10 protein-coding genes are annotated in these 14,574 nt (G+C 58.9%); 1 reads left to right on the top strand and 9 read right to left on the bottom strand.

The features are described 5' to 3' along the window. Positions 1 to 39: 39 nt before the first annotated feature. From ACK2JC_RS24920 to ACK2JC_RS24890, 7 genes are all read right to left on the bottom strand, one after another. Positions 40 to 1,044: a beta-galactosidase small subunit gene (locus tag ACK2JC_RS24920; protein ID WP_320937830.1), complete on the bottom strand. Its 1,005-nt coding sequence runs from the start codon at positions 1,042 to 1,044 to the stop codon at positions 40 to 42. After that, entirely contained in the window at positions 1,028 to 2,953 is a 1,926-nt protein-coding gene (locus tag ACK2JC_RS24915; protein ID WP_368271452.1) for a glycoside hydrolase family 2 TIM barrel-domain containing protein, read from the bottom strand. The genes ACK2JC_RS24920 and ACK2JC_RS24915 overlap by 17 nt, the downstream gene beginning before the upstream one ends. A gap of 15 nt (positions 2,954 to 2,968) precedes the next feature. Continuing rightward, on the bottom strand, positions 2,969 to 3,802 hold the full coding sequence (locus ACK2JC_RS24910) for a carbohydrate ABC transporter permease (protein ID WP_092371287.1): 834 nt from the start codon (positions 3,800 to 3,802) through the stop codon (positions 2,969 to 2,971). A 7-nt stretch (positions 3,803 to 3,809) separates the two neighbouring features. Continuing rightward, complete coding sequence (locus tag ACK2JC_RS24905; protein WP_007713470.1) at positions 3,810 to 4,643, bottom strand: carbohydrate ABC transporter permease; 834 nt, start codon at positions 4,641 to 4,643, stop codon at positions 3,810 to 3,812. Between the two features lie 128 nt (positions 4,644 to 4,771). After that, positions 4,772 to 6,151, bottom strand: a complete 1,380-nt coding sequence (locus tag ACK2JC_RS24900) for an ABC transporter substrate-binding protein (RefSeq protein ID WP_107434938.1) — start codon at positions 6,149 to 6,151, stop codon at positions 4,772 to 4,774. 247 nt (positions 6,152 to 6,398) lie between these two features. Beyond that, complete coding sequence (locus ACK2JC_RS24895; RefSeq protein ID WP_227170839.1) at positions 6,399 to 6,779, bottom strand: VOC family protein; 381 nt, start codon at positions 6,777 to 6,779, stop codon at positions 6,399 to 6,401. 3 nt (positions 6,780 to 6,782) lie between these two features. After that, a complete protein-coding gene (locus ACK2JC_RS24890; protein ID WP_320937832.1) occupies positions 6,783 to 9,065 on the bottom strand; it encodes a helix-turn-helix domain-containing protein in 2,283 nt (760 codons plus the stop codon). Between the two features lie 247 nt (positions 9,066 to 9,312). Here ACK2JC_RS24890 and ACK2JC_RS24885 point away from each other — a divergent pair, with 247 nt between their 5' ends. Then, complete coding sequence (locus tag ACK2JC_RS24885) at positions 9,313 to 10,794, top strand: TerC family protein (protein ID WP_320937833.1); 1,482 nt, start codon at positions 9,313 to 9,315, stop codon at positions 10,792 to 10,794. A 209-nt stretch (positions 10,795 to 11,003) separates the two neighbouring features. On the opposite strand, the gene ACK2JC_RS24880 is transcribed toward ACK2JC_RS24885, so the two are convergent. Together ACK2JC_RS24880 and ACK2JC_RS24875 are read right to left on the bottom strand one after the other, a co-directional pair. Beyond that, positions 11,004 to 12,821, bottom strand: coding sequence for an ABC transporter ATP-binding protein (locus tag ACK2JC_RS24880; RefSeq protein ID WP_331681279.1), 1,818 nt, complete (start codon positions 12,819 to 12,821; stop codon positions 11,004 to 11,006). Then, positions 12,811 to 14,547, bottom strand: coding sequence for an ABC transporter ATP-binding protein (locus tag ACK2JC_RS24875; protein WP_320937835.1), 1,737 nt, complete (start codon positions 14,545 to 14,547; stop codon positions 12,811 to 12,813). Before ACK2JC_RS24875 ends, ACK2JC_RS24880 begins: the two co-directional genes overlap by 11 nt. Between the last annotated feature and the right edge of the window lie 27 nt (positions 14,548 to 14,574).

Below are 14,574 nucleotides of genomic sequence, written 5' to 3'. Positions count from 1 at the left end.
CCGGCAGATCTCTCCGCCGGCCCTGTTCTCCCGCATCTTCTACGCCCGCTCCAAACGAAACGCAAATGCAATATCCATTTCCCCGTTGATGTGATAGTCCTTCTCCACATCGCTTCCCCAGCTGTCGATTCCTCCCACGCCGCGCACCGCGCCCAGGATGCACACCACCGTCCGTCTGGCCGGGGGCAGCTCCTCCTGATGGGTGGCGCTCTCCAGCTCCAGCGCCGTGTAGGGCAGGCAGGAAAATGCAAATGGCCGGTCCACCATAGAAAATTTCATGGAAAACCTCCCGCTGCCATGTTCTCCGTCCGTCACAGACGGCTTTTGTCCCGCCCTCTCGTTTGCCAGCACCGTCCTCCGGGTCACGGTCAGGGCTTCCGTCTCCATATGCACGCCGCAGTCCTGGGGAACCAGGTAGGGCGTCACCGGAAGCCCCTTCACCTCATAGTATCCTCTCACGCCACCGGCCATGCGGTCCGGGTAGGTTTCCCCGGAAAGCCCCTGGTAGGCGTAACCTTCCGCCGCCGTTGGCATGATAAAGCGCAGTCCGAACACCGGCAGCTCCGGCAGCCCTTTGGCCCCATGGTAGAGAACGTCCACCCGCACCGCGCCGTCCGCGCTCACAGTGTAACCCACGTCCACCGTGGTCCTTGGCACAGTGGACGTCCGGTAGGTGTATTCCACCCGCACCTCGCAGGCGGGCACATCCCCACGATGCCGGTTGTTATCCGGCGCAATCACCGCCGTCTCCCGCCGTCCATCCGCAAATACCCGTGTTTCCACTGTCTCCACAAAGAGATCGGCCCCCATCCACATGGCAGATGTAAAAGAAAAGCCGTTTCCTCTGTCATTGTCCGTGGTGGCCCGCCAGAAGGTGGGCCTGGGCGCGCGGTACAGCCATTCCCGGCCGTCCAGTACCATGGACACCGGGCCGCCCGCGCTGTGGGAAAAAATATAGTCAAAACCCTCGCCGTGAAGTCCCAGGGTCACATCCCCGTAGACCACCCGCATCGTTTTTGGCCCATGTTCAGTCGTACAAGCCATAATAATACCTCACCTCCTGCATCGCGGGCTTGGGAGTCCGGTCCGCAAACACGATCCCATTTCCGGAAAACTCATAGTCCGAGGGCCGGTCGTCAAAGTCGCCGCCGTAGCGCAGCACCTCCCGCCCGGTAACCTCATCCTTCACAAACAGCGCCTGATCGATAAAATCCCAGATATAGCCGCCCTGGTACATCTCGTAACGGTCCAGCAGGTCCATGTAGGACTTGAAGCCACCCAGAGAATTACCCATGTCGTGCATGTACTCGCAGAGAATAAAGGGCTTTTTCGGCCGGTTTCTCAGGTAGGCCTCCATCCGCTCAGGCGGGGCGTACATCTGGCTCTCCATGTCGGAAATCCCGTCCTCATAGGCCCGGTTGTGGAAAACGCCCTCGTAGTGCACCGGCCTTCCCGGATCGGCCTCCTTGAAAAACCGCTGCATTGCCAGAAGGTTATCCCCCGCGTAGGACTCATTTCCCAGGGACCAGAACAATACGGACGTGTGATTCTTAAAGACCTCGAAGTTGGACCTAGCCCGGTCCATCACCGCCTCCCGCCACTGGGGCAGGCTGCCCGGCACGTTCCAGCTGGGCTCCACCGCTCCCATTTTCTGCCAGGAGCCGTGGGATTCCAGGTTTGTCTCCGCCATCAGGTAGATTCCGCAGGTATCGCACATGTAATACCAGGGAATCTGATCCGGGTAATGGCAGGTGCGCACGCTGTTGATGTGGTTGGCCTTCAAAATCTCCATGTCCCGGATCATGTCCTCCATGCCGATGACCCGGCCGGTCCTGGCGTTCCACTCATGCCGGTTCACGCCGTTGATGATCAGACGCTTGCCGTTGAGGCGGATCACCTGATCCCGGATCTCGATGCGCCGGAAACCCACGTCGTAGGGCACCGCCTCCACCTCGGAGCCGTCCGGCCCCAGCACCGTGATTTCCAGGTGGTACAGGCGCGGGTTGTGGTGGTCCCACAGACGCACGTCCTCCACCGCCACAGGGCCGAACCGGAGGCTGCCCGCCGCAGGGGCCTCGTCCCGCGCCACCGCCCGGCCGTCCCCGTCAAAGAGCGACCAGCGGACTGAATAACCAGGGTATTCGCCGTTCTCCGAATCCGGGCCGGAATCATTTCCCCGGGAAAGACGCAGGTCCAGGGAAAATGAACCCCTCCGGCAGTCCTCCACCACCTCCGCCCTGGCCCACATGTCCTCCACATGGACCTCCGGCTTGGCGTACAATGTCACATCCCGGAAAATGCCGGAGAACCGGAAAAAGTCCTGGTCCTCCAGGTAGGCCGCGGTGGAGCGCTTGTGCACCTGGGCGGCCAGCACATTTTTCCCGTCCCGGATATAGGGGGTTAGGTCAAAGTCCGATGGGGTGAAGCTGTCCTCCGCATAACCGACGAACTGTCCGTTGAGCCACAGGAAGAGAGCCTGCTCCACGCCTTCAAAGGAAATGCAGACCCGCTTTCCCTTCAGGCCCTCATCCAGCTCAAACTCCCGGATGTAGGAACCCACCGGGTTGTACTCCGCTTTGGAAAACTGCCCCTCCATGGCCTCCCCTCCGGCTCCCGGCAGGGACCAGGCGGGCCGCCGGTAAAGGTGGCCCTCCCAGGGGTACATGGTATTGATGTAGTGAATCCGGTCGTAACCGGCCAACTCCATATGCCCCGGAACCTGGATGGACTCAAAACCCGTGGTATCAAAGTCCTCCCGGTAAAATTCCGCCGGACAGGTCCCGGCGCTTTTCGACCACTGAAAGCGCCAGGTTCCGTTCAGGGACTGGGTCAGTCCGCATGTTTTCCGGCGGCAATCCTCCATTGAGCCGTAAAACCGATGGTCCGAGTGAGCCGGGAGCCGGTTTACCGCAAATACCTGCGGGTCGTCCAGCCATCTGATATCTGCCTGCATAAACATTCCTCCTCGCTATTCTTTCACAGCTCCGGCCGCCACTCCGGCCAGGATGTATTTCTGGAAAAACAGATAGATCAGGACCGTGGGCAGCATGATGATAATGATTCCGGCCGCCAGCGTCTGCCAGGATCCCTTCTGGGCGTTGGAATAGTCCATCAGGAAGGTGGTCAGGGTCCGAAGCTTGTTTTTCGGCATGTACAGATAGGGAATGTACATGTCGTTGATAATGTTGATGGCCTTGATAATGCAGACCGTAGCCGTGGCCGGAGCCAACAGCGGGAAAATAATCCGCGTAAACAGGCCGAAGTAGGAGCAGCCGTCCAGCAGCGCCGACTCATCCAGGGACACGGGCAGGGTGGAAATAAACTGCCGGTAGATGTAGAGCTGCATCAGGTCCGAGGCCACGTAGATCACAATGGGCGCGCCCAGGGTATTATAAAGGTGAAGCCCGTTGATAATTTTGAATCTGGCGATCTCCGTCACAAAGGAGGGGATCAGCATGCCGATGAAAAACAGGGCGATGATGATCTTTTTCCCGCGGAAATTGAACCGCTCGATGATAAACGCCGTCATGGTGCCGAAGAGCACGTTGAAAATCAGGGACACCACCAGGATGATGCCGGTATTTTTGAAGCCCACCATCAGATATTTGTTGGAGAACACTTTTTGGAAATTGTCAAAGGTCAGCCGGTCCAGGGCCGGGAGGCTTAAGGGGGAGGTTTTCACCATATCCACCTTGTTTTTCAGCGCCGCGAACAGCGTCAGCAGAATGGGCGCCATCACCACGGCCACCATACACAGGCAGATGATCTGTTTCAGAATCTGCGCCATCGTCTTCTTTTTCATAATCCGCTTACTCCCGTCCTTTCAGTATGATTCCGTGAATGATCTTGTTCTGGATCAGGTAAATGAGCACGATCAGCACCATGATCGCCACCGCCATGGTGGAGGCCAGACCGAAGTTGCTGTAGGTGAATGCCGTGTTGATGGTGTACAGTGTGAAGGTGCTGGAAGCGTAGCCGGGGCCGCCCGAGGTCATGACAAAGGGAATGTCGAACACCTGGAGCGCGCCGCGGATGTTGTCAAAGAGTACGAAGTCCACCATCAACATGATGGCCGGGACCTGGATGTATTTGAACAGATGCCAGGCTCCCGCGCCGTCCACCCGCGCCGCTTCCTCCACATCCTGGGGCAGGGACTGAAGCGCTGCCATAAACAGGATCACGTGGTAGCCGGAGAAACGCCACAGCGAGACGCTGGCCAGCACGAAGTTTACGATCCGCTCGTCGGACAGCCAGTTGCGGACCAGAAAATCCAGGTGCGCCGCTCCTAAAATCGCGTCAAAGGCGCCGTTGATGGGTGAGAAAAAGTAAGAAAACGCATAGGAAATGGCCACGCCGTTGATGATGTAAGGCATGAACACCATGGTTTTGTAAAACTTCGCAGCCCGAAGCTTGCTGGTGAGCAGCACCGCGAAGGCCAGCTCCACCGGAATCATCAGCAGATGCACGAAGAAATACACCGCGTTGTTTTTCAGGGACAGCCAAAGGTCCGGGTTTTGAAACATTCTTACATAATTTTCCAGTCCAATAAATTTACTGCTGCTCGCCAGCCCGTCCCAGTCGGTAAAGCTCATGCGGATCAGGTCCACGGCCGGGACCACCACAAAGCCGATCAGCAGCGCCATGGGGATCACCAGCGACAGAATGATAAAATGCGTCCGTTTTTTTGAAAGTGTACTCACATCCAACTCCCTCTCTATAAAGCGGGAGCTGCCGTTTCCGGCAGCTCTTCTTTTATGTTTTGACGTTGCTTTTACTGGATTCCCAGCTTCTGTCTGGCAGCCGCCCACTTGGTGTTCAGCTCATCCAGGGTTTTCTGCAGGTCGAATCCGTTGGTCAGCATCTGAGCGCCCAGCTTCTTGTAGTCAAAACTGGTCTCATTCTGGATCGCCGTAAAGTCGTCTCCGCCGCCGTCATACATTACCAGGTTCATGTCGGGGCACAGTTCGTCGGCCTGGGCCAGAATCGGATCCTTCTCCTTGGGGAAATTGGTCATGGAGGAGGAGCTGGAAACGTAGTTGATATAATCCGGATACCAGGCGTCGGAGTAGAACCACTCCACAAATGCCTTGGCCAGCTCAGGATTCTGGGAGTGAGTGGTCACGCCCATGAAGGAATCGCCCTGAACGATCACGTTGTAGGGGTCGGACTCGCTGTCTCTGGTGGGCAGGTAGAAGGTGCCAAGCTGGGATGTGTCCTCAGCGCCGGACTGAATGTCCTGAAGTCCCCAGTCGCCCAGTGCGGTGATCGCGGCTTCCTTGGCGGAGAAGAGGGTTGTCACCTGATCCTTGCTCAGTCCCAGGGGATCCTTGCCTAAAGCGCCGGAGGTAAACAGCTCATTTACCTTATGATAGGCCTTGTTGATGTCCGTTCCCTCGGCAAAGGGCGCATCCTGGGTGGCCATGGAATTCCAGTTCTGTCCGTTTCCGGACTCCAGAGCGGGCATGAACTCCATAAACGGGTAGTCCGGCCACTCGTCCTTTAATCCGCAGGCAATCGCCATAAAGTCAGGGTTGTCTTTTCCATAATAGTCCTGAAGTTTTTTCGCCACTTCCACAAATTCCGGCCAGGTCGTGGGCACTTCCACCCCTGCCTCCTGGAACATGTCTTTCCAATAATACACGTACTCATAACCGGAGGTCATGGGGATTCCCAGAATCTTTCCGTTCACCGCATACCCGGCCGCCAGTTCATTGTTTTTGGCCGCCTCCGTGTCGGACAGATCCACCAGATAATCCTTGAACCGGGAGAGAGTGAAGGTCTTATTGAACATCACGTCCGGGAGCTGGTTGGCGGAAGCGCGCATCTTCATGGCGTTCCAATACTCGCTGTCGTCCTTGATCTTCTCCACCTCGATATCCGCGTTGGGATAGGTCTCCTGGAACTTGCCCACCATATCGTTCTGTTCAATAAAATCGTTTAAGTTGTTATCCCATATTGTAAAGGTAATCGTGCCGGAGAGATCTTCGCTCTTGGCAGCCGCCGTATCGCCCGCGGCCTCGCTTCCCGCCTCCGTCTTTGCGCTCTCCGCCTGTGTACCCGCCTCCGTCTGACCGGAACCGGATGAACACCCTGCTAATAAGGAAGCTGTCATCGTGCACGCCATTGCCGCTGCAATCCATCTTTTTTTCATTTTCTGAACCTCCCATATAAAATTTTGATCGATTGGATCGATGAGGCCAGTATAGCGGCTTTTTCCAGCGCTTTCCATGCTTTTTGTTCTTTTTTCTTGTCTTATTTTCAGATTCGGGGGATTTATAAACTTGATCATTCGTCAGAAAAACCGGTGATTTCGTATGTTTTTTGCGGATTTCCCCTTTTGTGCCGGATATTCCGATCTCTCCCACACGTCTGTTCACGGTCAGCGGCGCACCGCGCACCTACTCATGCAGCTCCAGCGGCAGCCCGTCCGGGTCCCTGAAAAACGTCATCTTCTTCCCGGTAAACTCGTCTATCCGCACCGGCTCCACCTCCACGCCCTTCGCCTCCAGCTCCTCAATCACCTTCTCGATCTCCTCCACCTGAAACGCCAGGTGCCGCAGCCCGCGGGCCTCCGGGTAAGAGGGCCGCTCTGGCGCTCCGGAAACGCAGAAGAGCTCCAGCTCACAGTCCCCCAGCTTCAAGTCCACCTTGTAATCCCCCCGCTCCGGCCGGTAGTTCTCCCGGATCACCGGAAGCCCTAAAACCTCCGTGTAAAAACGTCTCGACGCCTCATAATCCGACGCGATAATCGCAACATGATGTATTTTCTCCAGCTTCACAGTCTAATCTCCTCTCTCTTCCTCCACCGGCGCTTTCCGGTACTGAGCCGGGCTCATGCCCGTCAGCTTGCGGAAGGTACGGTTAAAATGCTCCGGGTTGTTGTAGCCCACCATCTCCGCGATCTCGTACATTTTGAAGGTGGTGGTCTTGATCAGCTCTTTGGCCTTCTGGATGCGCAGGCCGGTCAGGTAGGACAGAAACGTCTCCCCGCACTCCTTGGTGAATTTGGTGGTGAAATATTTCTCGCTTAAGTCCACATAGTCCGCTACCTCCTTCAGGGTCAGGGAGGGGTTCTGGTAGTGCTCAATCACATAGTGCTTGGCCCGCGTGACCGCGTCGGCCCGGGACACGTCCAGCCGTCCACGGCTGTAATCCGCCACCCAGGAGCAGTAATTGGTCACCCACAGCCTGAGGCTGCGCCCGTCGCCGATGCGGCCGATCTTCTCAAAGTAGTCGATCTTCTCCCCGAAAATCTCAAAAAAGTCGGCATTTGCCCCGGAGAACTGCCGGGCTGTGGCCAGAATCACGGCCAAAACCCGGTTGCCCGCCTCCTCCATGTCCAGGGACTGGAACTGTCGGAAAAGGATTTCCTTTTCCTGGGAAATCGTTTTTTCATCCGCAATGTAAAGGGCGGCCGCAAGGGCGGCGAACTCGGGGGCGAGGCGCGCAATCTGCCCGCATTGGTCAAAGCACTGGTTGAAATCCAGCACGCTCCCCTCGCCTTTCAGCATGTACAGGTCATGCAGGTCCATAACCTCCTCCAGCTGCTCTGCAAATTTCAGGCAGTCCGACTGCGCGCGGCCGAGGCAGAACGAAAGCTCCGCGCCTGTTTTGGACTTTGCGAAGCGCTTCATATCGCGCACCAGATCGTGGAGCGCGCCGGAAAAATCCTCCTCCCGGATCCGGTAATACACCAGAAAACAATACGGCGTGAGCGCGGCCAGCGTACAGCGGGAGGCGAATCGCGGGATGGTGTCAAAGCCCTGGGCCAGCTCAACAGGCAGGCGGGAGGCTGCGCCCTCCCTGGCCTCGCATTTTCCCACGGTCACAACCATCAGCAGGTAGCGTTCGGAGAAAAATTCCGCCGCCTGGGACCGGACCTCGCCGGGGCTTATCTCGCCGCGCACCAGGGCGTGTAGATAGTCCGGCATGGTCTTGGCTCCCTGTCTCACCCGCTCCTCGTAGTCCGCGATCAGGGCCTTCAGCCTGCGCACCATGGCGTTGAAGGAGTGGATCATGGCCCGAACCTCGTACTGCCCGGCCGGCGTCAGATGGACGTCCAGCACGCCCTCCTCCACCTGGCGCAGTCCACGGCTCATCTGCTGTACCGGCTGAATGATTCGTTTGAGGAAATACCGGGAGAACACGGTGAACAGCGTGAGCACCACCGTTGTGGCCAGCAGCAACAGCCCGGCCACGCTCCAGTAGTCGGAGGTGAGGTCCGCGGTGCGCACATAGCTCTCCACATACCAGTCGTTCCCGTAGACCGCCAGGGGCGTAAGCACCCTGGTGTGGCCCTTCTCCACCATGGCTCCGTCCGGAATCCCCTCCGGCTGGTAGACCACATTTCCCGACCCGTCCACGATTCGGGTGTAGCCGATCTTATTTTTCTTCTGGCCATAACCCGTATTGTAGGACTTGATTTTGTCGGAGGCCCCGGTGGCCTGGAAGAAGGTCACGGTCTCGATTTTCTCAGAGCGGTCCAGACGCACGTCAGGGCTCAGGGCCGCCACCAGCACAAAGGAGTCCCGCGTGCCGCCGGAGTAGAGCCTGGTATCGTTGGTATCGTAGCTGCCGACCACCACCCGGTCCGGCCCCGCCACCGCGGTCTGATACCATTTTTCCCGGCGCATCTCCTCCAGAGGCAGCAGGATTTCATTTTTGAAAAAGATCTTGCTGTCGTCCTTCATATAAAATGCCACGGCCACGATGTCCTTCACCGGCTCCGTGGCGTAGCTGGCCGCCTCGTTCAGCCGCTGCTGGTTTTCATAGCGGCTGTCCGCGTCCTCCGTGTCCACCGCCGCGGCGATGGAGAGCAGCTCGTTGTCATTGGCGTAGACCATGTGGGACAGGCGCATGGAAATCTGCTCGATGTCGGATTCCAGCTCCGAGGCCACGGCCTCCTGGGCCCGGTTGATATTCTCCACAGCCTGGGTGCTGAACACCTGGTTTAAGACCGTCAGCGAGATGATCAGCACCACCACGATGGGCACCACCACCAGGCCCAGAAAGGAGGTGTAATATACGGTTTGTAAGGGAAGTCTCTTTTTTCGTCTGTCTGTCATCTGTATCCACCCGCATTCCCGGACAAGCGCCCGTTATTCCCTGTAATAGTACAATGGGAGGGCATAAAATGTCAAGAAGGGCATGGTCTGGGGGGCGGCGCGCATACAATGATTGTGAGTATTATTCTAAGGCGTATTTTCGGTCTGCGTGCCCTGCGATTCGGCAATACCTGAACCGCCGCACTTTTCACCCCTCAGGTGGGAGCCGCAGCTTCAAAATCCCCTTGGCTGGAGGTATATCTTGTCCGTGTTTCTGCAAATCGTACTGATCAATCTGGCCGTCTCCTGCGACAACGTGGGCGTGATCGCCATGGCCACCCGTGGGCTGCCGGACAGGCAGGCGGCAATCATGCGCAGGCTGGGAATCGGCCTGGCCCCGGTGTTCACCCTGGCCTTCATCTGGGCCGCCGGACGGCTGTTGGACATCTCATGGCTGCACCTGCGCCTTCTGGGCGGCGCGGCCATGCTCTACGTCACCTGGCAGATGTTGAAGGACGGAGCCTGCTGCGGGACCTCAGTATGCGCCGCCGGAACAACAGGCTCCAACGCCGCGAACTCCCCCTCTGCCGCCCCCGCCCCCGCAATCCCCTGCTCCTGTGCCGGCAGAACCCGGCTTGCGGCCGTCTCCATCCTGGCCTCCGACCTGACCATGGCCATGGAAAACGCCATCGCGGTGCTCTCCGTGCTCTCCGAGGGCGGCCGCGTCCCGGACAGCCAGGGCTTTTTGACGGCCGCGTTTTCCCTGCTCCTCTGCCTTCCCGCCCTCTTCTGGGGAAGCGGGCTGGTGGCGCGGATGATGGAGGAGGTTCCGGCGGTGTCCTCCCTCTTCGCCGGTTATATGGCCTACACCGCCGTCACCATGGCGCTCCAGGACGAATCCGTGGTTCTCTTTTTGTCCGCCATCCATTTCCGCCACAGCCTGCCCGCAGCCGTGGCCGCGGGAATCCTGACCGCGGCGGCCGGATGTGACATGCGCAGGGAGCAGGAGGCCCGGGCCGCCCTCTGCCGCACCGGCGCTCCCAGGCGGCCCCGCGGTCTTCCCCTTCTCCCATACGCCGCGGTACTGATCTACGCGCTGTCCACCGTCCACGTCTTTTTCCACCTGGCGAAAGGCCCGGTGATCGGGGGGATCGGAGTCAGCCCGGAGCTCATGTTCGGCTTCACCCCATCCGGCGCCGACGCGGTCCGTGCGGTGGGAGCGCCGCCTCATCTGCTCTCCCTGTTTACCTGCCTCCTGGCGGTGCGCTCTGCATCCTCCGGCGCCGGACGGGCGCGGCCCTGGAGCGCATTCCGGCTGGTGTGCATACATACCGCCGCCATGATCATGCTCTACGTGCTGCTCTGTGGCGCAGGCTTTTTCCTGCTGTTCGGCCCCGGCATACTCTCCCTCCTGGACCTGTTGTGCCGCCTGGTATTGCAGATCCTGCTCCACTGGTCCTATGCGGCCGTGTTCTCCGCCCTGGCCGTTCCGGTCAAAAACCGGGCCGCCGCCACAATCCTTGGCATTTTCTGCCTCATGACGGAGGACATTCTGGTGGATGTGTTCTGCTACTCCGGCCACCTGCGGGTCCTGGCCGGATTCCTTCCGGAATACTACATCCACTCCCTGTCCTTCTGCCCCTTAAGTCCGATTCTGGCCGTGCGGTGCGCGCTGGCAGCCGGTATCCCCATTCTGCTCTTCTCCACCGTGACGAAACGGCGGCAGCGAGCGGTCAGGGCGGCCGTCTGACCAGAACGATAACCCCTTTTACAACGCTTCTGCGCCGCAGCAAACGCGAACCGGCCGGCAGACAAAACAGCCGCCCCGGCATTGACTTCCACGACAATCGCCCGCAGGCTGCGCCAATGGACCATTACATTCAAAAAAGCAGGGGTTCCCGCCTCCGCGTTATTCCCCTGCCTCAGCCGCCCGTTCCGGGCGGTTTCTATAAAATTGTCTTAAGCGAACTGGCTGTAGTAAAGCTGGGCGTACGGTCCATTGGCTTTAACCAACTCCCAGTGCTTTCCCTGCTCAATAATATTGCCGTTCTCCATCACCAGGATCAGGTCCGCGTCCACGATAGTGGACAGCCGGTGGGCGATCACAAAGCTGGTCCGGTTCTCCATCAGGGCGTTCATCGCCCGGTTGATCTCCATCTCCGTCCTGGTGTCCACGCTGGAGGTGGCCTCGTCCAGAATCAACAGCGCCGGGTTGCTGAGCACCACCCGGGCGATGGTCAGGAGCTGGCGCTGGCCCACGGAAATATTCTCCGTGTCATTACCCAGAACCGTATCGTAACCCTTGGGCATGGTCCGCACGAAAAAGTCCACCCGGGCCGCCTTGGCCGCGGCCACGATCTCCTCCCGGGTGGCATCCGGCTTGCCGTAAGCGATATTTTCGGCAATGGTTCCCTCAAAAAGCCAGGTGTCCTGCAAAACCATGCCGAAATGGCTGCGCAGCCAGGGCCTGGACATGGTTTTCGTGTCCACGCCGTCCAGCAGGATCGTCCCGCCGTCCACCTCGTAAAACCGCATAAGCAGGTTGATTAACGTGGTCTTTCCCGCTCCGGTGCTGCCCACCACCGCAATCTTCTGGCCCGGATGGGCGGTAAAGCTGATATCCTTCATCAGCACCCGCTCCGGCGTGTAGCCGAACCTCACGTTGCGAAACTCGACTCTTCCTTCCGTGCGCCCGGTCAGCGCCGCCGTCTCCGGCTCCGCCCCGATCTCTGGCTCATCTAACAGCGCGTAAATGCGCTCCACCGAAGCCAGGGCCGACTGCATGGAGTTGACCATGTAGGCCCCCTCGGTCAGCGGCTCCGCGGACTGGTTCACGTACTGGAAAAACGCCTGGAATGTACCCACGCTGAGCGCCCCGTCGATCAGGAGCTTTCCCGCCGTCACCGCGATCAGCACCTGTCCCAGCCGGTTCACCAGGCGGATGGCCGGGTTGATGGCATTTACCAGAAAATCCGCCTTACGGGAGACTTCGGCCAGCTCCTCCGTGGCCCTGTGAATCTCCCGGGAGCTGTTCTGCTCCCGGCCAAACGCCTTGATGATCACGCGGCCGCTGTACGCTTCCTCCACCCGCGCCGTCACATTGCTCACACACTGCTGCCGCCGGGCCGCCAGCTGCAGGGTTTTGGCCGCAAACAGCTTGGTGGACAGCAGCGCCAGCCCCATGAAAAACAGGAAAATAAGCGTCAGCCAGACCTGCATCTGAAACATAACCACCAGGGAACCGGCCACCATGCCCGCCGCGGTGAACAGCCTTAACAGGCCGGTCTGCAGCGCCTCTGACATCTTATCCAGGTCGTTAACCGCCCGGCTCATCACCTCGCCCGTCCTGTGGTTGTCGAAATACACCAGGGGCAGACGGTTTATTTTCTCGCTGATCTCGGTCCGAAGCCTCAGGCTCAACCGCTCCGCAAAGCTGGACATGAGAAAGCTCTGCAGGGTATAAAGCCCTGCCGTAGCCGTGTAGACGGCCAACAGAACCGCAATCTCCCTCCCGCCCTGCTCCCAGCTCACCCGGAACACCGTTCCCTGGGCATGGGCGCTTCGGATGCCGTTCCACAAAAAGTCCACGATTCGGACGCTGTAGAACGGCGCATAGATGGAGAGCAGGGTGTAAAATGCGACCGACACCAGCACCACCGCAAGCCGGCCGTGCTGATCGCTCACGGATCGCCAAAGCCGCCGGATTGTTTTACCTGCGTGGTCCGGCATCTCGTAGGCGTAGTCGTCCTCGTAAGGTATATTCTGCTCATCCTGCATCCCGCTCATCTCCTTTCATCTGCGACCTGGCAATATCCCGGTAAACCGGGCAGTTCTCCATCAGCCCGGCATGGCTGCCCATCCCCACCACGCGCCCGTTGTCCAGCACGATGATTTTATCCGCATTCAAAATCGTGCTGATCCGCTGGGCGATAATCAGCACCGCGGCGTCCCCGGTCTCCGCGGCAAGGGCCTTTCTCAGCGCCGCGTCCGTTTTAAAATCCAGAGCGGAAAAGCTGTCGTCGAAAATATACAAATCCGCCTGTTTCATCAGCGCTCTGGCGATGGAGAGGCGCTGCTTCTGACCTCCCGAAAAGTTCGTCCCGCCCTGGGCCACATGGGCGTTCAGCCCCTCCGGCAGCTCCTCCACAAAACCGGCCTGAGCCACCTTAAGAGCGTGAAGCATCTCGGACTCCCGCGCTTCCTCCCGTCCATCGCGCAGGTTATCCGCGATGGTCCCGGAAAACAGCCACGCCTTCTGCGGGATATAGGCGATGCGCCTGCGCAGCTCATTCTGAGTCATAGCGCGCACGTCCCGCCCGTCGAACCGCAGTTCGCCGGAGGTCACGTCGTGGAACCGCAGAATCAGTTTGGCAATGGTGGATTTCCCGCTCCCGGTCCCCCCGATGATGGCGGTGGTCTGTCCCCGCAGGCAGGTAAAGGTCAGTCCGCCCAGGGTATCCTCGTCCGCGTCCGCAAAGCGGAAGGAAACATGATCAAACGCCACCACCGCGTCCTCCCGCCCCAGGTCCGGCAGCAGGGGGACCTCCCCGTCGCGAATCTCCGGCTTCCTGGACAGAACCTCCTCCATCCTGCGCAGGCAGACCCGCGCTCTGGGCAGCAGGATAATAACCATCTGCGCCATAATAATATAGTAGAGAATGAGAATCGCATATTCGATCAGGGCGGTGATATCTCCGATCTCCATATAACCGGCCCCGATGCGGTTGCCGCCGATCCAGAGTATGGCCACAATACACAGGTTGATCATAAAAAACGCCGTGCTGTCCAGCCCCACGAACAGCCGGTTGGCCTGGATGGAGGACTCCGCGTACTGCTCGAAGGTTCTGCGGATGCGCGCCTCCTCCCTGCGCTCCTTGTTGAACGCCCGGATCACCCGCACGCCGGTGATATTTTCCCGCAGCACCACGTTCATCCGGTCCAGAAAGCTCTGAAGGCTCTCGAAAATCACGGAGGCCTTCCGCGTCACCAGAACCGCCAGCACAATGATCAGGGCCGTCACGGCGATCAGCAGATATCCCATGGTGGCGTCGATGGCAAAGGCCATGACGATTCCCATGGTGCACAGAGCAGGCACCGGGATCACCATCTGAATACACCAGACAATGGACTGCTGGATAATGTTGACGTCGTTCAAGGTCCTGGCAATCATGGACCCGGTTCCAAACTGCTCGAAATCATAGGCAGAGAAAGCCAGGGATTTATCGTAGACAGCGTTTCGCATATCCTTACCCACTTTGGCGGATAAATCCGCGCACAGCCAGCTTCCAAACAGAGTGGCCACCCCGGCCAGCACGGTGACCGCCACCATGGCCAGCCCCCGCTGGACAATAAAGTGCAGATCGCCTCCGCTCACGCCGATATTGATCATATCCGCCGTCAGCGTTGGGATCAGAAGCGCCCCCGCGGCGTCCACCAGCATGGTTAAAAGGGTCAGAACGCACAATCGTTTATACGGTTTCAGGAACCGCAGTACGGTTTTCATAAAAAGTCCTCCAATGTCAGTCAAATT

This window comes from Enterocloster lavalensis (genome assembly GCF_046603895.1).
Taxonomy (GTDB): Bacteria; Bacillota; Clostridia; order Lachnospirales; family Lachnospiraceae; genus Enterocloster; species Enterocloster lavalensis.
This window is presented reverse-complemented; position numbering and strand designations above follow the sequence as displayed.